The organism is Clostridium sp. UBA2485 (assembly GCF_002341865.1).
In the GTDB taxonomy this organism is placed as follows: Bacteria; Bacillota; Clostridia; order Clostridiales; family Clostridiaceae; genus Clostridium_J.
This window is the reverse complement of sequence record NZ_DDOV01000033.1, coordinates 12551-36055: the sequence shown is the minus strand read 5'-3', so window position 1 is coordinate 36055 and position 23505 is coordinate 12551. Positions and strand designations below refer to the sequence as shown.

The window sequence follows — 23505 nt, the reverse complement described above, 5'->3', positions numbered from 1 at the left end:
TATTATATAGATATGATTTGGAATAATATATTTATTAATTTTGGTATTAAGATAATATTTTGAAATAATATCTGTTGAAAATTAACTTTCTGTCAAATATATTATAATGGAAATCGATTTGGATTTTCTGGCGAACACTATTCATCGCTACATGAAATGTATATATTTTCCTTATAATATCTCCTTTGTATAAGAGTACACTGACATATCAAATATCAACATATATTAAAACATATGTTAAAATTTATATATTTGAAAAAAGCAAAGAGTTTAGTTCTAAATCTAAAATTACTTTAGAATTAAACTCTATTTTAATATTTATAAAATTCGACATAAAATCTTATAAAATACTGTATTAAACAATGATAGTAAAAATAAAACACTAATAATATTTTGGAAAATTAAATAATAATAAAAATTTAAAGAAAATTTTTATTAAATTAAAATTGAAAAAATAAATAAATTATGGTAATCTTTAATAGATAAACCAAAAAGGGGAGATAAAGTTAATGAAAAAAAGTGTTTTAGAAATTTTAAGTTGTGGATTATTAGCTACTTTATTGTTTAATAGCAGTGTAGTTTTTGCAACAGAAGCAAAAAATGAAAATGCTATACAAATGATGATGGAAAGCGAGGCTAATAATAGTTCCGAAGATGTTTTCAATTTTTCAGGAGAATGGGTAGAGTCTTCAGTAGAAACTACTACTAAGAGACTATATGGAGGCAATAATACGGGAAGATATGAAACAGCGGTAGCTATTTCTAAGGAAAAATGGGCAAATGGATCAGATACAATAGTACTAGTTACTGGAATGGATTATCCAGATGCACTTAGCGCTACACCATTAGCGGCAAAGCATAATGCTCCAATACTTTTAACTGAAAATAAAAAGTTACCTCAATCTGTGAAAGAAGAGATAAAAAGATTAAGTGCTTCTAATGCAATTATAGTTGGTGGAAATGGTGCTGTATCTAAAGAGGTAGAAACAGAATTAAAAGCCATGGGTGTTGCAACTAGAAGAATTGATGGAAAGGATAGATATAACACAGCGGTAAATATAGCTAAGGAAATTGGTACAGAAAATGGAATAGCTGTTGCTTATGGATTAAATTATGCTGATGCATTATCAATAGCTCCAGTAGCAGGAAAACTTTCAATGCCAATTATATTAACTCCAAGTAATTATATGAATGAAGATGTCAAAAATTTTATAGCTTCAACAGAAATTAATGAAACTGTTATTGTAGGCGGAATTGGAGCTATAAGTTATGAAGTTGCTTCCGCATTCCCAAATCCAATGAGAATAGGTGGGCAAAATAGATTTGAAACAAATGTAAATGTATTATCTGTTTTTGGAAATTGGCTAAGTTATGATGAAATTTATGTAGCAACAGGTATGAACTATCCAGATGCATTATCTGGAAGTGCAGCTGCAGCAATGACAGGTTCACCACTAATCTTAGCAAGTGCATATGAAGTAGATGACAATACTGCTATATATGCTAATTTTTTAAGGGCTAAAAAGGTTTATGGACTAGGTGGACAAGCAATTTTAAGTAACGAAGTTTTATCATATATTGGAGAAGCAGCTCAATATTTTGATATTGAAAATATAAAATCAAAACCTGTAACTGTCAATAAAGATCAATTTGCTATGTTACCAAGTGCAGTGTTTGTTTTACCAGATGGAAAGAGAATTAATGAAGTATTACCTAAAATAGTAGAAATACAATGGCAAACTGAAGATTTAGTTATAGATACTTCTGCAGCAGGAGAAAAAATCTATACTGGTGTTGTAAAAGGACATGATATAAACGATGATAAATACAAAGTAGAATTAAAAGTTATAGTAAAATAAATTTTAGTTTAATTGTATAGTAAAAATGGAGAAGTAATAAAAACTTCTCCATTTTTGTTTGTAAAATAGTTAAAAAACAATAATATGAAGTAAATATAAAAGAAATAACCAATAAATGCAGAATTATATATAGTAGTAACAATTTAAATATTGGAGGGATTTCCATGGAAATAGAGGGTATGAAGCTATCTGTTATAGGTAAAGAAGATTTAGAAAAAATAGCAGAATTTATAGCAGTAATGAATATGAGAAAAGAAAATCATATAGGATATTGTGGAGATAATAAAGAAGAAATATTGGAAATTTTACAGGAAGATTTTTTACCAAATAAAAGCTTAATATTTTTAAGTGATGAAAAAGAAATAGCAGCTGTATTAGGTGTAGATTTAGATATTGAAAATGAAACAGCGGAAGTTCATGGACCTTTTGTAGATGTAAGATATGGTGTAAATCTTGCTTTAAAGTTGTGGAATAATATACTACCTTTAATACCTAAGAAAATAAATAAAGCAAATATGTTTTTTAACTATAAAAATTCCTTAGCCATGGAATTTTCCAATAGTTTAGATTTTAATTTTAAAAGTAATGAGTTTATACTATCACTAAATAGAGAGGATAGGATAGAGAAGCTTAGTGATGGAGTAAGGATATTAAAAGAGGATGAAAAAGATGAATTTATAAAGCTTCATGACAGTATTTTCCCTAATACTTACTATAGTGGAGACATGATAGTTAATAAAATAAATTCAAAAAATAAAGTTTATATATACAAAGATAAAGATGAAATTCTAGGATATATATATCTAGAGGTATGTCCAGAAGCTCAACAGGGGAATATAGAATATTTAGGCGTTACTACTAATTCCAGAGGGTGTGGATTAGGAGTTAAATTATTAAATATGGCAATTGATTTCGTGTTTTCACATGATACTATAATGGAGATAATCCTTTGTGTGAATTGTGATAATGAAGCAATTAAATTATATAAAAAATGCGGATTTAAGGAAAAGAATTTTTTGAAATTTTATCAACTATATTTATAGATGATTAGTAAAGATAGATGTATAAAATTAAATAAAATTTTAATCTATGAAAAATACTAGAAAGCTGTTTAACTTTACATTCTAGTATTTTTTATTTTGCAATTTATTTTAATGATTTAAAGATTTTTAATTACTATTTTTAAAAATGCAACAAAGTATTTGAATTTGACTTATTTAGATATTTAATAGATGAGTAGATAATTATATGTATATCCTATTGGAAAAATAATTTAATAAATGTTAACATTACCATGGAAATTCATATTAATGACAACTCAAAAGATAGGTGATAGAGTTTATGAAAATTGCAATAAATAATTTAGCAAAAACATATGAAAATGTTAAAGCTGTGGACAATTTAAGTATAACAATAGAACAAGGTAAATTTATTACCATATTAGGGCCTAGTGGTTGTGGAAAGAGTACATTACTTTTTATGATATCAGGTATCTTAGAGCCTACAAAAGGAGAAATTTATTTTAATAATACAAAGATTAATGATGTTTCTATTGAAGATAGAAACATTGGAATGGTATTTCAAAACTATTCCCTATATCCTCATATGACCGTTGCAGAAAATTTAATGTTTCCTTTAAAGATGAAGGGAATAAAGAAAAAACAAGCTTTAGAAAAAGCAAAAGAAATTAGTAAGTTGATTCATGTTGAAGAATTGTTAAATAGGAAACCAAAGGAGCTTTCAGGAGGACAGCAGCAAAGAGTTGCAATTGGAAGAGCAATTATTAAAGAGCCTACAGTTTTACTTATGGATGAACCTTTTTCCAATCTTGATGAAGCATTAAGAGTAGAAATGAGAGAAGAGATTAAGTTTCTTCAAAAGAAAACTGGCATAACAACTTTATTTGTAACCCATGATCAAGAGGAAGCGCTCAGTATATCAGATAAGATTTTGCTCATGAATCAAGGAAAATGTATACAATATTCTACTCCTAAAGAGCTTTATGATAATCCAAACTCTATTTTTTCTGCTTCATTTATTGGAAATCCAAAAATCAATTTACTAGAAAAGGATGATTACATAACAAATATCATTAAGAAAGATAAAAATCTTAATGAGGGAATTATAGCTATAAGACCAGAGGATATAGAAGTAAGAAAAATAGAAGAAAATATAAATAAAAATAATCTTCAAGGAATCATTGAAGATGTACAACCTATGGGAAAGGATATTTACTTAAAAGTAAGAGTTGGAGAAAGTCTACTTTGTGTAATTACTACAAAGCATACGAGCTTTCTTTATAAAGATAGAGTGGCTTTAAATTTTAAGAAAATTCATAATTTAAAGGAGTAAAGTATGAATAGAAATAAAAAAGTTATATTTTACTTACTTCCTAGTCTTATTATAATTTTATTGTTTCAAATATATCCCATAATTAATGTATTATCTATGAGCTTCTATATTAAATTTGATTATATAAAAGATATTGTTTATGAAAAAGGACTGGGAAACTATAAATATGTGCTCACAGATCCAGATTTTTATTTAGCATTAAAAAATACTTTTATATATGTTTTAGTATCAGTGCCATTATCTATAACTATAGCTTTAATTTTTGCATTAATACTTAATAGTAATATAAAATTTAAAGAAACTTTTAGGAGCGTATATTTTTTACCTTTCGTTACATCCGCTGTAGCCATTTCTATAGTCTGGCGATGGATATTTAGCAGTGATTATGGTCTTATGAATAATATTATAGGATTATTTAATATAGCACCTCAGGAATTTTTAAATGAAAGTTTTTGGACAATACCTCTTTTAATATTTTTAAATATTTGGAGAGGCATTGGGTATAAAATAGCTATATTACTAGCGGGACTTCAAAGTATAGATAAAAAGTATCAATATGCAGCAATGATAGATGGAGCATCAAAATGGAAATGTCTTAAGGAAATAACTATACCTTTATTGTCGCCAACTATATTCTTTTTGTCTATAACCTCTGTAATTGGTAGTTTTAAATTATTTGATGAAGTTTTTATACTTTATGATAAAAAGCCTGGACCTTTAAAAAGTGGTATGACTATCGTGTATTATATTTTTAATAAATTTTATATGAATTGGCAATTTGCTACAGCGGCGGCTGCTGCATTTGTACTTTTTATAATAATTTTTATATTTACTTTGATACAGCTTTTTATAGGAAAGAAAAAAGTACATTACTGAGGGGGAGAGTCTATTGAAGGGAAAAAAATTACTTAAGGTGCTTAAATATATTTTTCTATTAACAGGTGCAATATTTATTTTAGTACCTTTTATATGGATGATATTGACTTCATTAAAAGATTTAAGTGAGATATTTTCCAAAGATATAGTTTTATTTCCTAAAAGTTTAAAATGGGAAAATTATATGGAAGTATTTAAGTTAAATCAATTTATGAGGCATCTTTTTAATAGCATAATTGTAACAATTTGCATAACTTTAGGAGAATTATTTACTACAATTTTAGCTGCGTTTGCTTTTTCAAATTTTAAATTTAAAGGTAGAGATTTATTGTTTACATTGCTTTTAAGCACAATGATGATTCCAAGTGAAATCCTTGTAATACCTAACTTCGTTTTATTAAGTAAGTTAGGATGGATAGATACTTACAAAGCATTAATAATTCCTTGGTGCGCAAGTGTATTTGCAATATTTTTTCTTCGTCAGTACTTTTTGGGAATACCGAAGGAACTTTATTATGCAGCCAAGGTAGATGGATGTAGTGATTTTAAATATCTTTGTACTGTAATGGTACCAATGGCTAAACCAGCTATAATTACTTTAGCTATATTAAAGATAATAAATAGCTGGAATGCTTTTATGTGGCCTCTTGTTGTAACAAATTCAGAAGAAATGAGAACTCTTCCTACGGTACTTGCTAAATTTTCATCAGAAGTAGGGATGGATTATAATTTATTAATGGCAGCGACAACAATAATAATTTTACCTATGATAATTATTTATATACTACTATCTAAATATATTATAAATGGTGTAAGTAGAAGTGGTATAAAAGGTTAATTATATAAAAGGAAAGAAGGGGTTTAGGTGAAGAAAAAATTACTAGCTATAATTTTAGCTGGAATTACAAGCTTATCAGTAGTAGCCTGTAATAAGGTTGAAGTTAATAATGATAAGGACACAAAATCAGCAATTTCTACTGAAATTAAGGAGAATGTAGAAATTCAATTTTGGCACTCGATGAAAGGCGAAAATGAAGAGGCATTGAAGAAAATAACAGAAGATTTTGAAAAGGAAAATACAAATATTAAGGTAAAGCTAGTAAATCAAGGTGGATATAGAGATTTATTTGAAAAACTTATGGGAGCGGCAAAGAGTAATACATTGCCTAACATAACTCAAATATATTGCAATAGATTATCTTGGTATATTGATAAAGGTTTAGTAGAAGATTTAAAACCATACATAAATAACAATCAAGTAGGGCTATCTAAGGAAGAAGTAGAGGATATTTATCCTATATTTTTAAGTGATGGTCTTTGGGGAGAGAATCAATATGCGCTTCCTTTTAATAAAAGTCAAATGGTACTTTACTATAATGAAGATATGCTTAATGAAAAAAATGTAGAGGTCCCAAAAACCTGGGATGAATTTAAAAAAGCAGCGGAAAAATTAACTGTAGATAGTGATAAAGATGGAAAACCAGAGGTTTATGGAGTTGCTTTTCCAAATAATATTTCAACAGATATAGCCATTTGGGTTAGACAAGCTGGTGAAGAAGTTATAGATGAAGAGTCAGATAAGATTAATTTTAATAAAGAAGAAACTAAAGAAGCAGTTAATCTTATTAATGATATGATTCAAAGTAAAGTTGCTAGACTTGCTGGAGAGGATAAAAATCCAAATAATACCCTAACACAAGGAAAATCAGCAATGTGTATAGCATCAACTTCAGCAATTCCTTATATAGAAAAATCAATGAAAGGAAATTGGTCTTTAGCACCATTACCAACTCATAAAGAAGATGCACAGCTTTATTATGGAACTAATGTTGCAGCTTTTAATACTGGCAGTGAAGAGGAAAAATTAGCTTCTTGGCTATATATTAAATATTTAATCAACACAGAAAATACTGCATACTTCTCAATGAAAACTGGTTATATACCAGTTAGAAAATCAGCTTTAGAACTTGATAATTATAAAAAGTTCTTGCAAGAAAATCCACGAAAGGAAATTCCAATGAAAACATTAGATAAAGGATATAGTGGAGCTAGATCAATAGGAGTTATTCCAGCTTTAGATGTATTAGGAGAAGAACTTGAAAAAGTATTTGCCAATGAAAAGTCAGTAGATGAAGCTTTAAAAGATGCACAGGAAAAAGGGGAAAAAGCAATGCAAGAAGCTAGAAGTAACTAGTTTTAAAAATAAATTAGATATAGATATACCAGTTCTAAAATTAACATATATCTAAAAAATTCGTGCTTTTCAGTATTATAATTAAAACTATTGAATTCACAACTTTTTCAATTCACAATTTTGGATATTTCTCAGCAGAAGCTGAGAAATTTAGAATTGATTTATTTTTAAAGTGACTGTGTCACTTTTCTTAAAAATCTATTTTAAGAAATTAGTTTGATAAAAATTAATTTTACCATAATTCTTCATTCTTCATACTTAATTCCTAATTTTTATATGAAGGAATGTATATAGTTTAAAACAGCAACTAAAAAAGAGCATAAATATAAAACCCTTGTTATTACTAAATTCAAATTTTTAAATTCAGTAATAACAAGGGTTTTTTAGTAGTCTAAAATAAAAGACTACTCTTTATTTCCTTCTAGTAGATAATTCTATTCTAACTTTTCTTTGATTAAGTTTTCTTCCAGAACTTTTCTCAATTATATTATCTACTAAGTTGCTTGGTACATCTATAAATGTAAACTTATCTAATATGTCAATACGACCTAATTCTTTAGATTTAACTTCAGCAGTATCATCTAAGAACTTAACTAAATCTCTAGTAGATATACTATCTAATCTTCCAACAGAGAAGAATAATCTAGACATTTCATCATTTTTCATATTATCTTCTGTGTATTCGAAATTTAATTCTTTATCAAATAATATCTTTATTAAGGATGCAGCAACATCTTCTGCACCAAACTCATTTATAAGATCTTTAGATACTTGAATAAAGTTTTCATAAGAATTTTCTTCTAAAGTTTCTCTTATAGAGTCTAGTATTCCTTCAGATTTTGAAGCAAATATTTCAGCTAAGGTAGGTACTTGTTTTCTTAAAAGTTTACTTTTAGTATCATTTTCTATTTGTCTTATCATAGACATTTCCTTACGAGTGGCAAAGCTATAAGCAGTACCCTCTTTATTTGCCCTTCCTGTTCTTCCTATTCTGTGAACATAAGATTCACTGTCCTGTGGAAGATCATAATTGATAACATGAGTTATATCTTCAATATCAATACCACGTGCAGCCACGTCTGTTGCAATTAGATAATTTAAATGTCCAGTTTTGAATTTTTTAAGGGTATTTAATCTTTGAGTTTGCTTCATATCACCATGCATTCCTTCTACAATGTATCCCTTACCTTGTAGAGCGTCTACTAACTCATCTACCCCTCTTTTAGTTTTACAGAATAATATAGCACTCTTAGGTGCATCTACGTCCAATATTCTGCATAGAACTTCAAATTTATTCTTTGGATTAACTTCAAAATAGTATTGTTCAATTTTAGAAACCGTTAAAGATTTTTTAGATATAGCTACATGCTTTGCATCTGGCTTCATATAATTTTTAGCTAAATTCTTTATTTGTCTTGGCATAGTAGCAGAGAATAATAAAGTTTGCCTATCTTCTTTTAAGTTACTTATTATAGCTTCTATATCCTCTATAAAGCCCATATTTAACATTTCATCAGCTTCATCTAAAACTAAGAACTTAGCATCTTCTAGTTTTAGAGTTCTTCTATTAATATGATATAAAACTCTTCCAGGAGTTCCAACTACTATATCTACTCCTTTTCTTAATGGAGTTAACTGTTTTTCAACAGATTGGCCACCATATATAGGAAGTATTTTATATTTTTCGTATTTATTTATACGGGATAGTTCTTCACTAACTTGTATTGCAAGTTCTCTTGTTGGAGCTAGTATTATAGCTTGAACTTTTCCATTTGAAGGAGCCATTAAGCTTAAAAGTGGAGCTCCGAAAGCTAGGGTCTTACCTGTTCCTGTCTGAGCCTGACCTATTAAATCATATCCTTCTAAGCTAACAGGGATACTTTTAGCTTGTATTTCTGAAGGAAATTCAAATTTTAAGTCATTTATTGCGCGTAATACAGAAGGTTCAAGACCCAAATCATCAAATTTTATTTTATCCATTAACATTCCTCTTTCTATTATTTGGTTTAATATGTGTATATTATATATTCGTTACGTTAAAATACACCTAATAGTAACATAGTATTGCCATAATAGCAATTCATAAACCAAAAAAATATATGTTGTAAAATTATACACATATGTAAACATGAAAAAGAAAAAAAGAATTAAATAATTTTAATTAAAGGTTAATTTGATTTACAAAAATTAATATATTATAGTATTCTAGAGAGATTATAATAATTTAGAAAAAGGAGCAAATATGAAAAAACATATTTTTGATACTTCTGAAATAACACTAATAAACGGAATAAAATTAATTACTATAAAAAGAGATACCCAAATATCTTCTATTCATGTAGGGGTAAATATAGGAGCATTATATGAAAAGGAAAGTGAAAGAGGAATTGCACATTTTATTGAGCACATGCTTTTTAAAGGAACTAAAAAAAGAGATAATGAAACTTTAAATAATGAACTTGAAAATTTAGGGGGAGAGTATAATGCTTATACTGACTATAACTGTACAGTATTTAGTAGTACTACCTTAAGTGAAGAAGTGGAAAATGCTATAGAACTCTTAGGAGATTTATTATCAAATTCTATTTTCCCAGAAGAACAGATTGAAAAGGAAAGAGGAGTAATTGTTGCGGAAGTAAAAAGTGTTAAGGATGATTTAGAAGAACTTAGCTTTGAAGAAGTTAATAAGGCAGCATTCATAAATAGTCCTTTAAAATGTGATGTTATAGGTAAGGAAAAATATATAAGGAATATGACTAGAGAAGCATTAGTTACATTTTATAATACTTATTATGTACCAAATAATTGCTATATAACTGTTGTTTCTAATCATGAGCATAAATATATAAAATCATTGGTAGAAAAATATTTTGGACATTGGAAAAACAAAGATTTTATAAAACCTCCAGTAAGCTTAGAAAAAAATCTTCATAAAACTAAGATCTCCTATAAAAAAGATATCGAGCAAAGCACCATAGTTTATCTCTATTCTTTTAATGATCTTACAACAGAGGAAGAACTCGCTCTTAGAGTGCTAAATCATAAGCTAGGGGAAAGTTCTAATTCTATATTGTTTAGAGAATTGAGAGAAGAAAGAGGACTTGCCTATGATGTTTATTCAATGTTAGATTTAAGTGATAAAATAAAAACTCTCTACATATATACTTCTGTATCAGAAGAACATGTAGAGGAAGCTATAGAGACTATAGATCATTGTATTTATAATGTTGCAAAAGAAAGAATAGTTTTCGATGATAATACCATAAATCTTATGAAGAAAGTATTTAAAACTGCAGTAGCTTCCACAGCTGAAGATTCAACGGACTTAGGAAACTATGTACTTCATCAGGCCATGGAAGAAGAATATATCTATCAATTTGTAGAAGATATGAAAAATATGGATAGAATAAGAAAAGAAGATCTTTATAATGTGGCTAGAAAGGTTTTACAAAAACCTACAGTCCATATTTTATTACCTGAAAAGAGTGAAAATGATGAGTAATGTTATAACTAAAATTGAAATTCAAAAGAAAAATAAGGATAGAGTAAATATATACTTAGACGGTGATTTTAGTTTTGCCTGTAGTAGTGAACTTGTTTATTATCATAATCTTAAAAATGGTATGATAGTTGATTTAGAAAAGCTCTCTGACATAGTTGAAGAAGACAACTATATAAAGGGAAAAAACTCTGCACTAAAAATCTTAGAAAAAAGCTTTAAAACTGAAAAGGAAATGTATGATAAATTATTGCAAAAAGAATATGATATAAAAACTATAAATAGAATTATGGAATTTTTAAAGAGTTATTCCTTTATAAATGATGATAAGTATGTAGAACTATATATAAAAGAAAAAATTAAAGTTCAAGGAAAAGGCAAAATAAGATATTCTCTTTTAAATAAGGGAATAGATGAAGAAAAAATAAATTTTTATTTGAATAATATTTCTTCTGAGGAAGAAAGAGATATAGCCTATAAATTAGGAGAAAAGAAGTATAAGATTTTATGTAAAAGCGAGAATAGTATACCTAAGCTAAAGAAAAAGCTAGGAGATTATCTTTTGAGAAATGGCTATAACTTTGAGGTAGTGAATGAAGTATTAAATAAAGTGATTAAGGAAGAAGAAGAAAAAGAAGTAATAGAAGAAGTTGAAGACAATTTTGATGAGCTAGTAAATATTGCTTCTAAACGCTTTAATATAATCATAAAATCTGAAAGTGATAGTAAAAAGCAATATAAAAAACTTCATGATTATTTACTGAGAAGAGGATATAAATATGATGAAATAAAAAAAGTCTTAAAGGAGATTTTCTAAATTTACCATTAATTATGAATTGAAATTTCATGAAAATATGGTTATATTTAATTTTACATTAAACTTTTAAGTACACATATATGTTCTATCTTAAGACTTAATGTACAGCTAATATAGCTATACATTAATGCACAATTCAAAATTTACAATTCACAATTGTAGGGGCGAACAGTGTTCGCCAGTTATTCTTTTGTACATCTAGTATCACTAAATGCTATCACCATGGTTATATGAATGTGATTTGGGTTTTATGGAGAACACTGTTCTCCGCTACAGTTAATCAATTTTAAATTTCTCAGCTATTGGTGAGAAATGTCCAAAATTGTGAATTTTGCATTGTGAATTGTGAATTTATATATCTATATAAGTAAAGGACGGTGAATAAAGTGAAATATAATGTAATTACGATAGGGTTGGTTGCTGCGTTATTATATCCTATTTTGAAAGGGTTTTTATTAAAATATTCCACTTCTGCTTTAAAAGAAACTATTAACTCTGTAATAGGAAGCTTGTCTTTTGTTGCCTCAATTTTTATAGGGGGACATTATATAAATGAAGTTTTTACATTACATAATCAAGGTTCCTTCAATAATATATATAAATATATGCCCAATTTTATAATGAGTTTTGGAGAAAAAAATCCTACAATAATTAGATGGCTAACTGGAATAGCCTTAATTATTATAATTCATAGTATTATTATTTTTATATTTCACCTTATAAATAACATAACTTTATATCCCCTTTTTGATGGTATAGATAATAATTTAAAAAGAAAAAGTAATTTTACTAGAAGAGTTTTTGGTGGAGTATTTCAAATTCCAAAAGGAATATGCTATTCTATTATTTTAGCTTTTTTACTAAGCTTTGCTGCTATGTTAAATAAAAATGAAAATTATTTAAAAGCACTTAGTGAATCAGAACTTTATACTTATATATCTAATAAGGTGATAACACCAATAACTAATTCTGAGGTTATAAAAAATTTACCTAATGCATTGAATGACTCATTTAAAATAATAGTTGAAGACAAGGAAGGAAAACAAAAGTTACCTTTTAGTAATTATATTAATAAAAATGTCATAGTTTATTATAATGGTGTTACTTTAGAAGATGGTATAAAGTCAAATGAGCAAATTAATAATTTTGCTATAAATTTAGTAAGTCAATATAATATGAACTATGATAAAGCAAAGGCTATATATAAATGGGTTGGTAAAGAGATAGAATATGATGATAATAAAGCACTAAACGTTATAAATAATAATATGAACATAAAATCTGGAGCTATTGAAGCTTTTAACACTAGGCAAGGTGTATGCTTTGATTATGCATGCCTTTTTGTTGCTATGTGTAGAGCAAATGATATAAAAGTGAGAATGGTTATAGGTGAAGGTTTTAATGGAAAACAGTGGGTAAACCATTCTTGGAATGAATTTTATGATGATAGTGAACAGAGATGGATAAAGGTAGACCCTACCTTTTATAGCGGAGGGAACTATTTTGATAACAGTAACTTTGATAGAGATCATAGGGATGCTACTATTGCTGGGGAATGGTAGATAAAATCCATATAAAGCCTTATAAATCAATGATTTTTAAATTTATAAATTCAGAAATCTACTAAAAACGTACTTGTGTGATTAGAGGTATAAAAGCTAAAGGAATGTTAATTTCTTTTTATTTAACTTTTCTTAATAAATCTCTAAATAATAAAGGCTAAACCCAATATATATTGAGTTTAGCCTTTTTAATTAACTTAAATAATGTTTTGTATTTAATATAATATATTCCATTTTCAAGTTAAATTTATTACAATATATTATTTTTCATAATCACAATTCTTATGATCTATATCATTATCGTGTAAAATATTATGAAAAGACTTCTTTGATATCATACAGGTGCCATTTTTAACTTTATCACATATATCTTGAATTGAATAACGACGACCATCAATATTAACTAGTTGCAAATCATCATCCCATTTTACGCTTACTCCATAGTGATGTCCTAATTCTCTAATAGGTGTTTCTCCAGCAGCGTAAGTGGTTGCTACATTAGCAGGTGTAATCATAGTGATACCTAGCAATGTACAAGCTAAAACTCTTTTTAAATTCATTTTACTTTCCTCCAATAAATTAAAAATAATAAAAATAGTATGTGTTGAGCTCAACATGTATCATCTTACCATAACTTATAAATAATGTAAATATTTACCATAAAAATATACTTTCGAAATTTTTATTCTATAAAAGGAAAACTTGGATAATTGTAGAAAAAAGTTAAGATAAAGATTATTTTACAAACTATCTTTAAAATCAAAACCGTATTAAACTATTGGAAATTCAAGGGTGGTAAGAAGTTTTTTATTAAATTTTAAAAATGCGAAACGGTTGGGAAAATTTTTAATAGAGCTTTTATTTTCAATAGATTAAAGACTGTAATGAAAATAGAGAATGCCTTAATTCTAGTGGTTGACCTTAACATAAGATGTATTTAAATTTATAGGCGGAGCATTTGAACAAAGTTTCTTTTATCGTTGAATCTCAAAATATTCATATAATTTAAAAAAAGTATTATTAGGAATTGTACCTAGTAATCCTTTATTCTGTAATAATTTGCTAAATCTTAATATAGAGGATGTAAATAAAAAATCGTACTAATATTTTTTAAAACACATAAAAATATAATATAATAAGTATAATTTATATAATAGAAGCATGTGAAATCAACATTTGATAATCCTTGCTTAAATATTACGACAGCTTGGGAATGTTAGAGAATATTTATTTGTAAATTGGATAAATTAAATTTAACATGTAAATGACTCTAAAAAAACTAAGTAAAAATTTATTATTTGAGCATCTTCAAAAAATAATAGAGCAGTATGTTAGCCTATTTTCCATCATACTTGGTTGTCAGGTTCTGCCCATAGAGCACTATGAGCAGAACCTGACGCCTTGTCTGATATAAAATTAACATCTTTGGTTTATTATTTTCTTTTAGATGCCTTAGCTTAGAGTTTTTTAAATAATATTTAATCAAATTTGGGGGCGCTATGAAAAAGAATGTTAAAGGAAGTTTGATTGTAGTAGCAGTTATAATTGGATTTTTTTCTTTAGGATGGATTATGGGGTTATATTCTAACAATACAAATAAGACAAGTTTAAATATTGCAACGTTTATGGAAACTAATAAAAAAGAGCATAAGTACACTTCTATAAATGATAAACTAGATAAAGAAGAAGACTCTAATACCTTTAAAGATGAATCGACAAAAGAAACTGAAGTAGATGGAGAAAGCATAGAAAAACCTATAGAAGGAAAAGTTGCTTATTTGACCTTTGATGATGGACCTACAACTAATATTACACCTCAAATATTAGATATATTAGATAATTATAATATAAAGGCAACCTTTTTTGTTATAGGCTCTTTAGCTGAAGTTAATAAAGATGTATTAAAAGACGTTGAGATAAGAGGTCATACTATAGGAAATCATACTTATAGTCACGATTATAAGCTAATCTATTCATCTGTTAATATGCTAATAAAGGATATAGATAAGGCTGATGAAGTATTAGAGGATATACTTACAAACTATGAAAGAGGGCTTTTTAGATTTCCAAGCGGATCCTTTAAAAAATATCAATTTATTGAAGCAGTTAAAGATAAAGGATATAAACACTATGATTGGAATGCATTAAATGGAGATGCTGAAGCGCTTAATGTTCCAGTTAATAAGTTAATTAGTAATGTTAAGAAAACAGTATGCGATAAAAATAAAGTTATTATATTGATGCACGATTCTCAAACAAAGCAAACTACTGTAGATTCCTTACCAGATATAATTGATTATTTAATAGAGGAAGGATATTCTTTTGAAACTTTAGATAGCTATAAATAATAATATGAGTATAAATTATATTACTTATTATAATTATTTTAATATAATAAAAAATAAGACTTTCCTAACTAGGAAGTCTTATTTTTGTTGTAATAGGTTTCAAGTATTATACTTATAGCCTTTTCACATTCTTTATCGCCATGATTTAAGGCCCAAGCAGTATTGAAGTAGTTTAGAGCTTTATTATTATTATTAAGCATCGCATGGCAATAGCCTAAATTAAAAAAGTAAGAGCTTTCTCTTTTTAATCTTATAGCACAGTGCAGAGTGGCAATAGCTTTTGGAAAATCTTTAAGCTTAATAAAACACACTGCTGTATTATATAGCGAAGCCGCTTCATTTTCTTTCATTTCTACTGCTTTTGTATACATAGAAATTGCCTTTTCATATTTCTTATTATTATAAAGCTCATTTGCTTTATCAAAATAGCTCATTTATAACCCTCCAATAAAATGTTCTTTATTATTTGTAATAATTACCATAAAAACATTTTTTATACTAGATTTTAGAAAACTTTACATTTTATTTTAAATTAAAATAAATAGTATTGACTTTTTATTAGTTATTCTATATAATGTACTAATAATTAAACAGTGATAAAAGCGTTGAAGAAGAGGAGTAGGATTTGGAAGTATTAAGAGAGGAAGGCTCTACGGCTGAAAGGTCTTCTATATGGAACAATCTGAAGGTAGCTTTGGAGCTTCTTTATTGAATATATTTTTAGTAGATAAAGCCGGTTGTTAAATCTTTAGTTTATATGAGCCTGTAATTTTGCAGGGAAAAAAGGTGGTACCACGAGCTTTTCGTCCTTTTAGGGATGAAAGGCTCTTTTTTGTATTATGAATACCACAGGTTATACCCGTGGTTCCGGAGAGTTTTTAGCGGTGAGCAGAAAAAGCTGATTTTGTAAATAAATAAAATTTATTGCAAGAAGATAAAGTATTAAAATAAATAAATTAACCTGTTGTGCTAGTTAAATTAATTAGCATAATTTACAAGTATAAAAACTCCAACATAATATGTTAATCTTTCATTGAAAACAACAAAATAATCAATGGAGGTAACATATATGTTAGAGTTTTGTAACACAAATACTACCACAACAATTGAAGATTTAAAAGATTTTTTTACTGTAAGCTTTACTATAATTGATGATATTTACCAAGGAATGGTTCCAAATGAAATTAAGAACCGTAGAAATATTAATATTTCTATAATGTCTGATAGTAAAATAATTGCCATTGCCATTGTAGGTGAACTTATGACTATAGATTCTGAAAAATCATGGCTTGGATTTTGCAGAAAGAACCTAAAAGAGTTGTTTCCTAAATTTTGCAATAGAACTCGTTTTAATCGTACCCGTAGATTTCTTTTTAGAGTTATAGAACTAATCCGTAGAAAACTTACTGAAATACTTGGTTATTACTCAGATCCACATCGTATAGTAGACAGTATGCCTATATATGCTTGTAAATTTGGAAAAGCAAAGTTTCATGAAACATTTAAAGGATTAGCCTCTTATGGAAGATGTGCTTCAAAGAAAGAAACCTATTTTGGATTTAAACTTCATGGCTTAATAGCTATTGATGGATATATAACAGACATTTCTGTAACTTCAGCAAACAAAGATGATAGAGATGCCTTTGGGATTTAAATACCAAGAAGATACCAATAACTTAAAACGATCAATAAAGTAGCTAATATTAAAGAACTACTATTTAGTTAATATTTCTTGAAACACATTTTAACTATAAAATACTTATATCCATTTTTATTGGATAATATATTCATATGATATATATTTATCCAAGTAATATCATTTAGCACAACAGGTAAATTTTTTATTATATATAAATGAAAAATACTTGATTTATGTTACATTTATGGTAAAATTAAGGCAATATTTTACAAGAAAAGAGGGGGATATTTATGAAAAAAATATTAACTGCTTTTTTTACATTAATTTTTGCACTAACCATATGTTTTTCAGGACAAGCTACTGTAATGGCAAAGACAGAAGATAATTCAGATTTAGAAGATAAGATTAACAATTGTATAATAGAAATGTATCATATTATACAAGAAAAAGGTGAACAAGATATACGTTATTTAATGAGTTCAAATCCTTATCACTACATTGAGGATAATGCAGGATATGAAAAGCTTGTTAAAATAGGACCAAAAGCATTGCCAGTGCTTCAATACCTGATTGAAAATAAGTCCCCAGAGTATATTCTTGCTATTGCAATAGAAGAAATTTCAGGTGTAAACCTAAAAGAAGACTATAAAGGATAGGATTCAGCAGAAACATTTGTTTCAACATTTAAGAGTTACTTAGAAGAAGTACCAAATAAAGTTAATGAGATAGTTGATTCAAATGAAAATGATGCTGAAAAGAATAAAAAACTAAAGAAATTAGGTATTTTTGCTATACCTTATATTAAAGAATATTTAAAAGATGGTGAAACTCAGTATTTTAGTGCTTTTGAGAGTTTATTACAAGAAGATGATGTGGTTGAAGTAAACAAAAAAACGGATCAAACTGTAGTTAATTCTATTTTAAAAGAAAATGATAATAAAATTAATGAAATTGAGAAAGTATCTAATGCTATGGCAACTGCAAGTTTAGTTATGGACCCTAGCTATTACTCAAAGTATTCATGGACATGGCATTATTATGCACCAGCTGATTCAACATATAATTGTTTAGGATACGCACTGGGACGTTCAGGTTGGATTTGGCCATGGAAACCTAACTCATTACCAACTCATGCACAAGTTATAAGTTATTTAAGAGAGAGAGGATATGATCCTTCTGATGGAATTTCGCCTCAAATAGTTGCATACGGAAATTCCAGTGAAATAACTCATTTTGCTAAATATATTGGAACTAGTGAAACTAGGGCGAAATGGGGAAGGCTAGAAGTTTTTACTCACTATTCAACAGACCCGTATTATGAATATAATCCTAACGACTCTGTTAAAAAAGATAACTATGGATATGCGCAAATATTTTTCTGGAAATAAATGATAAGAATTTAATTGTAAAGAAACAATAAAGTACAAAAAAACACTTAGAATTAGTTTCTAGGTGTTTTTTTAATAATGCATTGCTTAAGAATTATTAATTTCTTATATAAGTCTTTTAAGTAAAAAGTAATAAAATGGGAAATTTATTTACTACTCAAGGGGAAACTTTTTACAATATGTGTAATAATATAAAATAAGAGCTTATATAATTTATAATTAGCAGACAGAGAGAACTATTTCGTATAATTAATTATATTTTAGATGATTGCAGAATTGATAATTAAAAAAGTGTGGATAATTTTTTCAAAACAGCAATTTTTTAGATAAACTTATGTGTACCTAAATGAGGGAGTAATAATCTAAGTTAAAATTTTATAAAATTTATTTGCAAATCTACAGAAATTTAATTAGGTGAGTATATTATATTCGGAGGTTAGTGAAGTAAAATATACAATGGATATTTTGTAACATCAGTAATATCAATGGTTGTGCTATTCTGAAATCGACTAATTAATTATATTTTACTAGGAGGGAAAAATGAAGGTTAATATTCGTTTAAAATATTTTTTGCTTTCTATAATACTATTATTTTTTGTAGGATTTATAATTATAGGTTTTGATATCATAAGAAATCCACTAAAAGAAAAGATAACTTTAACACGCTCTCAGATTGAAGTTGTAAACTTAAATTTAAAAAAGATTATATCATTAGAAAACATGATTGACCCTAAAAATTCTAATCCATATGAACAAATAAAAGCTAATAAAATGGAATATGATGAAATTATTCAAATGGGTGAACCAGTTGTAGATTTTTTCATATCAGAATTTAAAAGAGGTAATTTAAATGATGCAAATTATTGGATAACAGCATGGATTTGCAACGAAATCCTTGGAGATAAGAATCCAGTAAAGATTTGGTCAGAGGATAATAATAGTGGATGGAGTTCAGGAGAAGATTGGTTTGAAAAGTATATAGAGATTGAAACGTCACGCACATTATATGAAAAAATAAAATTGATAGCTATAGTTATAGCTATTATAACTATATGTTGTGTCACTTATTTTCATCAAAAGCAGAAATGTGATGGTAGAAAATAGAGGTATTGATTATGAATACATTTTTATAGCATCAATTTGTATTTTTAGATCATTTTATGATTTTTAAAGAGCACGAAAAAGACAAACAAAGTAAATAATTCAACAAATAATAAAGTTTATAGTAAGAAAAAAATGAGGAAGTATTTGTAACGGCAAATGGTCAAAAGCATTATACAAAAGAATTTAAAGATACAATAGTAGAGCTTTATATAAAAAGAATACATGGAAGTGTAGTTTATATTAATTATAAAAAAATGTGAATATTTAGCTAAAAATTTGCGTGAAAAGTCCAACTTTTTGAGCTTAAGGCATTGACATAGATTCACTTTTGCAGAAAAAATTTAAAAAAATTGTTTCATAAATTTTGTAATAGAACTCAATTTAATTATACAAATATATTTATTAAAGTTATAGAATTAATTCGTAAAAATTTACTAAGATATTTGACTATTATTCAGATTTACATAATCATAGTAGATAGCCTATATATACTTGTAAATTTGAAATATATATATATATATTTAAGTATATTAACACGAATGGAAAGTAAAATATAGCTCATAATCTTTGCTATTTTATTGATTAGATAATATTTTTAAAACACACTTTAGCTATAGAATATTCATGTCTAATTTTATTGGATAATATATGTTTAATACATATTTATCTAACTAATATTATATAGCATAACATGTTAAATTATTAAAAAAGTATTGACTTTTTATTAGTTATTCTATATAATGTACTAATAATTAAACAGTGATAAAAGCGTTGAAGAAGAGGAGTAGGATTTGGAAGTATTAAGAGAGGAAGGCTCTACGGCTGAAAGGTCTTCTATATGGAACAATCTGAAGGTAGCTTTGGAGCTTCTTTATTGAATATATTTTTAGTAGATAAAGCCGGTTGTCAAATCGTTAGTTTATATGAGCCTGTAATTTTGCAGGGAAAAAAGGTGGTACCACGAGTTTTTCGTCCTTTTGGGGATGAAAGGCTCTTTTTTATTTTTTTATAAATTTTTACCTTGTGAAGAAACATTTTAATTTTAAATTCATTATGAAAACACAGCTTTTAGGAACAATACCGTAACTCTTTATGGCTCCATTTAGGTGTATTTTCAGTTACGTGAGAAATAAAAATTGATAGGAGGACTTAATATGGAAGATAATAAGAACTTAGCTAAAAATTATGATCCGAAAGACTTTGAAGAAAGATTATATGCATGGTGGCAAGAAAAGAAATTTTTTACTCCAGAAGTAGATAAAAGTAAAAAACCTTATACAATAGTGATGCCACCACCAAATATAACAGGTCAATTACACTTAGGTCATGCTCTTGATAATACTCTTCAAGATATTCTAATAAGAACTAAGAGAATGCAAGGATATAGTACTCTTTGGCTACCAGGTGAAGATCATGCCAGTATTGCAACAGAAGTAAGAGTTGAAAATGCACTGCTTAAAAAAGGATTAAAAAAGAAAGAAATGGGAAGAGAAGCTTTCCTTGAAAAAGTTTGGGAATGGACAGATGAGTATAGAGATAGAATAAGAGAACAGCTTAAAAAAATGGGATGTTCAGCAGACTTTACTCGTGAAGCTTTTACTATGGATGAAAACTTAAATAAAGCAGTTAGAGAAGTTTTTGTAAAATTATATAATGATGATCTTATATATAGGGGAAATAGAATTACTAATTGGTGTCCAAAATGTATGACAGCACTTTCAGATGCTGAAATAGAACATGAAGAGCAAGAAGGATTTTTCTGGCACATTAACTATCCTGTAGTAGGTAGTGATGAAAAAATTGAAATTGCTACTACAAGACCAGAAACATTATTAGGAGATACAGCAGTTGCAGTAAATCCTAAAGATGAAAGATATAGTCATTTAATTGGTAAAATGCTTAAGTTACCATTAGTGGATAGAGAAATACCAATAGTTGAAGATGATTATGTTGATATGGAATTTGGAACAGGAGCAGTTAAAATAACTCCAGCCCATGATCCAAATGACTATCAAGTAGGAAAAAGACACAATCTTCCACAGGTAGTTGTTTTAGAGGAAAATGGAACTATAAGTGAAGGCTATGGAAGATATTCAGGACTTGATAGATATGAAGCTAGAAAGCTTATGGTAGAAGATTTAGAAAAACAAGGATATTTAGTAAAGATAAAATCTCATAGTCATAACGTTGGAACTCATGATAGATGTAATACAACTGTTGAACCAATGTTATCAAAACAATGGTATGTTAAAATGGAATCTCTTGCAAAGCCAGCTATAGAAGTGGTTAGAGAAAAGAAAACTAAGTTTGTTCCAGAAAGATTTGAAAAAATCTACTTTAACTGGATGGAAAATATTCAAGATTGGTGTATTTCAAGGCAGTTATGGTGGGGACATAGAATTCCAGTTTGGTACTGTAAAGATTGTGGTGAGATAATAGTTAAAGTAGATGCACCAGAAAAATGTACTAAATGTAACTCTACAAATTTAGAGCAAGATAAAGATGTTTTAGATACTTGGTTCAGTTCAGCATTATGGCCATTTTCAACATTAGGATGGCCTGAAAATACAGAAGATCTAAAATATTTCTACCCAACTAGTACTTTAGTTACTGGTCCAGATATTATTTTCTTCTGGGTTGCTAGAATGATATTCTCAGGATTATACAATATGGAAGAAGTACCTTTTGATACTGTACTTATTCATGGTATTGTAAGAGACGATCAAGGAAGAAAAATGTCTAAGTCTCTAGACAACGGTGTAGATCCACTAGAAGTAATTGAAAACTATGGAGCAGATGCACTAAGATTTTCATTAGTTACAGGAAATGCACCAGGAAATGATATAAGATTCTATGAATCAAGAGTTGAAGCGGCTAGAAATTTTGCTAATAAAATTTGGAATGCGTCAAGATTTGTTATGATGAATTTTGATGAAGAATTAATGGAGAAGTTTAAAGATAATAAAAACTATTCAATAGCAGATAAGTGGATATTATCAAGATTAAATACTGTTATTAAAGAAGTTACTGAAAATATAGAGAAGTTTGAAGTTGGAATAGCACTTCAAAAAGTATATGACTTTATGTGGACAGAATTCTGTGATTGGTATATAGAATTAGTGAAGCCAATATTATATGGTGAAGATGATGAAGCTAAGGGTGTAGTATTAAATGTTTTAAATAAAGTATTAGTTTCAGGATTAAAATTACTTCATCCTGTAATGCCTTTCATTACAGAGGAAATATACACTCATTTAAAAGTAGAATGTGAATCTATAACTATTTCTAACTGGCCAGAATTTACAGAAGAACTTGAAGATAAAGTAGCAGAAGAATATATGAATTATATTATAGATGCTATAAAAAATACTAGAAATGCTAGAAGTGAAATGAATGTACCACCTTCAAGAAAAGCTAAAACCTATATCTATGCTACAGAAGCAATGGAAGCTTTTAAAGAAGGAATAACTTACTTTGAAAAATTAGCTTCAGCAAGTGAAGTTATAATATTATCTTCTAAAGAAGAAGCTCCAGAAAATGTAGTTACTGTAGTTTCAAAAGGCGCAGAAATCTACATGCCGCTTTTAGAACTTGTAGACGTAGAGAAAGAGCTTGAAAGATTAAATAAAGAAAAAGCTAAATTAGAATCANNAGAATCAGAAATAGATAGAGTTGAGAAGAAACTATCTAATGAAAGATTCGTATCAAAAGCTCCAGCAGAAGTTGTTGAAGAAGAAAAAGCTAAAGGTGAAAAATACAAAGAAATGTATAAAGCTGTACTTGAAAGTATAGAAAATTTAAAATAGGAAAAAGCATGGGAAACCATGCTTTTTTTGAGGAGTATTTCAAGAATATTACATTAAATTG

The 23505-nt window shown here is 27.6% G+C and carries 17 protein-coding genes, 1 pseudogene and 2 other annotated features; of the genes and pseudogenes, 15 read left to right on the top strand and 3 right to left on the bottom strand.

What is annotated here, in order from left to right; all coding sequences use genetic code 11:
- The first annotated feature begins 509 nt into the window (after window positions 1-509).
- From B3603_RS05185 to B3603_RS05160, 6 genes are all read left to right on the top strand, one after another.
- Window positions 510-1859, top strand: a complete 1350-nt coding sequence (locus B3603_RS05185) for a cell wall-binding repeat-containing protein (RefSeq protein WP_291561543.1) — start codon at window positions 510-512, stop codon at window positions 1857-1859.
- Between the two features lie 164 nt (window positions 1860-2023).
- Window positions 2024-2902, top strand: coding sequence for a GNAT family N-acetyltransferase (locus tag B3603_RS05180; protein WP_291561541.1), 879 nt, complete (start codon window positions 2024-2026; stop codon window positions 2900-2902).
- Between the two features lie 298 nt (window positions 2903-3200).
- Entirely contained in the window at window positions 3201-4211 is a 1011-nt protein-coding gene (locus B3603_RS05175) for an ABC transporter ATP-binding protein (protein ID WP_291561538.1), read from the top strand.
- A 3-nt stretch (window positions 4212-4214) separates the two neighbouring features.
- On the top strand, window positions 4215-5087 hold the full coding sequence (locus B3603_RS05170) for a carbohydrate ABC transporter permease (RefSeq protein ID WP_291561535.1): 873 nt from the start codon (window positions 4215-4217) through the stop codon (window positions 5085-5087).
- 13 nt (window positions 5088-5100) lie between these two features.
- A complete protein-coding gene (locus tag B3603_RS05165; protein WP_291561532.1) occupies window positions 5101-5925 on the top strand; it encodes a carbohydrate ABC transporter permease in 825 nt (274 codons plus the stop codon).
- Window positions 5926-5952: 27 nt separating this feature from the next.
- A complete protein-coding gene (locus B3603_RS05160; protein ID WP_291561530.1) occupies window positions 5953-7281 on the top strand; it encodes an ABC transporter substrate-binding protein in 1329 nt (442 codons plus the stop codon).
- Window positions 7282-7692: 411 nt separating this feature from the next.
- Here the strand turns inward: B3603_RS05160 and B3603_RS05155 are convergent, their stop codons facing one another.
- Window positions 7693-9261 (bottom strand): DEAD/DEAH box helicase, encoded by a 1569-nt coding sequence (locus B3603_RS05155; RefSeq protein ID WP_291561528.1) that lies wholly within the window; start codon window positions 9259-9261, stop codon window positions 7693-7695.
- A 262-nt stretch (window positions 9262-9523) separates the two neighbouring features.
- Between B3603_RS05155 and B3603_RS05150 the strand changes: the two genes are divergently transcribed.
- The 3 genes from B3603_RS05150 to B3603_RS05140 all read left to right on the top strand — a co-directional run bounded on the left by B3603_RS05150 (window position 9524) and on the right by B3603_RS05140 (window position 13159).
- Entirely contained in the window at window positions 9524-10783 is a 1260-nt protein-coding gene (locus B3603_RS05150) for a M16 family metallopeptidase (protein ID WP_291561525.1), read from the top strand.
- Complete coding sequence (gene recX / locus B3603_RS05145; protein WP_291561523.1) at window positions 10776-11597, top strand: recombination regulator RecX; 822 nt, start codon at window positions 10776-10778, stop codon at window positions 11595-11597. Before B3603_RS05150 ends, recX begins: the two co-directional genes overlap by 8 nt.
- Window positions 11598-11983: 386 nt before the next feature.
- Window positions 11984-13159, top strand: a complete 1176-nt coding sequence (locus tag B3603_RS05140; RefSeq protein WP_291561521.1) for a transglutaminase-like domain-containing protein — start codon at window positions 11984-11986, stop codon at window positions 13157-13159.
- Window positions 13160-13419: 260 nt separating this feature from the next.
- Here the strand turns inward: B3603_RS05140 and B3603_RS05135 are convergent, their stop codons facing one another.
- Window positions 13420-13719 carry a hypothetical protein gene (locus B3603_RS05135; protein ID WP_291561519.1) on the bottom strand — a complete coding sequence of 100 codons (300 nt, stop codon included), beginning with the start codon at window positions 13717-13719 and terminating at the stop codon, window positions 13420-13422.
- Between the two features lie 939 nt (window positions 13720-14658).
- Here B3603_RS05135 and B3603_RS05130 point away from each other — a divergent pair.
- Entirely contained in the window at window positions 14659-15507 is an 849-nt protein-coding gene (locus B3603_RS05130) for a polysaccharide deacetylase family protein (RefSeq protein WP_291561517.1), read from the top strand.
- Between the two features lie 68 nt (window positions 15508-15575).
- On the opposite strand, the gene B3603_RS05125 is transcribed toward B3603_RS05130, so the two are convergent.
- A complete protein-coding gene (locus B3603_RS05125) occupies window positions 15576-15941 on the bottom strand; it encodes a tetratricopeptide repeat protein (protein WP_291561514.1) in 366 nt (121 codons plus the stop codon).
- A 162-nt stretch (window positions 15942-16103) separates the two neighbouring features.
- Window positions 16104-16321, top strand: a binding site (T-box leader).
- 255 nt (window positions 16322-16576) lie between these two features.
- Here B3603_RS05125 and B3603_RS05120 point away from each other — a divergent pair.
- The 5 genes and pseudogenes from B3603_RS05120 to B3603_RS05100 form a co-directional block, all read left to right on the top strand.
- Window positions 16577-17146 (top strand): annotated as a pseudogene (locus B3603_RS05120) (IS982 family transposase); the annotation flags it as partial.
- A 290-nt stretch (window positions 17147-17436) separates the two neighbouring features.
- Window positions 17437-17802 carry a hypothetical protein gene (locus B3603_RS05115; protein WP_291561512.1) on the top strand — a complete coding sequence of 122 codons (366 nt, stop codon included), beginning with the start codon at window positions 17437-17439 and terminating at the stop codon, window positions 17800-17802.
- A 216-nt stretch (window positions 17803-18018) separates the two neighbouring features.
- Window positions 18019-18534: a DUF7689 domain-containing protein gene (locus tag B3603_RS05110; protein WP_291561510.1), complete on the top strand. Its 516-nt coding sequence runs from the start codon at window positions 18019-18021 to the stop codon at window positions 18532-18534.
- Between the two features lie 540 nt (window positions 18535-19074).
- Window positions 19075-19638 carry a hypothetical protein gene (locus B3603_RS05105; RefSeq protein WP_291561506.1) on the top strand — a complete coding sequence of 188 codons (564 nt, stop codon included), beginning with the start codon at window positions 19075-19077 and terminating at the stop codon, window positions 19636-19638.
- Between the two features lie 762 nt (window positions 19639-20400).
- Window positions 20401-20618 (top strand) — a binding site (T-box leader).
- 174 nt (window positions 20619-20792) lie between these two features.
- The gene (locus tag B3603_RS05100; protein WP_291561504.1) at window positions 20793-23444 is read left to right on the top strand and encodes a valine--tRNA ligase; all 2652 of its coding nucleotides are present in this window, start codon (window positions 20793-20795) and stop codon (window positions 23442-23444) included.
- Window positions 23445-23505: the final 61 nt, after the last annotated feature.

Bases quoted from the DNA above. Each gene is read 5' to 3' on its own strand.
- B3603_RS05185 (WP_291561543.1), top strand. From the start codon at position 510: ATGAAAAAAAGTGTTTTAGAAATTTTAAGTTGTGGATTATTAGCTACT.
- B3603_RS05180 (WP_291561541.1), top strand. From the start codon at position 2,024: ATGGAAATAGAGGGTATGAAGCTATCTGTTATAGGTAAAGAAGATTTA.
- B3603_RS05175 (WP_291561538.1), top strand. From the start codon at position 3,201: ATGAAAATTGCAATAAATAATTTAGCAAAAACATATGAAAATGTTAAA.
- B3603_RS05170 (WP_291561535.1), top strand. From the start codon at position 4,215: ATGAATAGAAATAAAAAAGTTATATTTTACTTACTTCCTAGTCTTATT.
- B3603_RS05155 (WP_291561528.1), bottom strand. From the start codon at position 9,261: ATGGATAAAATAAAATTTGATGATTTGGGTCTTGAACCTTCTGTATTA.
- B3603_RS05150 (WP_291561525.1), top strand. From the start codon at position 9,524: ATGAAAAAACATATTTTTGATACTTCTGAAATAACACTAATAAACGGA.
- recX (WP_291561523.1), top strand. From the start codon at position 10,776: ATGAGTAATGTTATAACTAAAATTGAAATTCAAAAGAAAAATAAGGAT.
- B3603_RS05135 (WP_291561519.1), bottom strand. From the start codon at position 13,719: ATGAATTTAAAAAGAGTTTTAGCTTGTACATTGCTAGGTATCACTATG.
- B3603_RS05130 (WP_291561517.1), top strand. From the start codon at position 14,659: ATGAAAAAGAATGTTAAAGGAAGTTTGATTGTAGTAGCAGTTATAATT.
- B3603_RS05125 (WP_291561514.1), bottom strand. From the start codon at position 15,941: ATGAGCTATTTTGATAAAGCAAATGAGCTTTATAATAATAAGAAATAT.
- B3603_RS05115 (WP_291561512.1), top strand. From the start codon at position 17,437: ATGAAAAAAATATTAACTGCTTTTTTTACATTAATTTTTGCACTAACC.
- B3603_RS05105 (WP_291561506.1), top strand. From the start codon at position 19,075: ATGAAGGTTAATATTCGTTTAAAATATTTTTTGCTTTCTATAATACTA.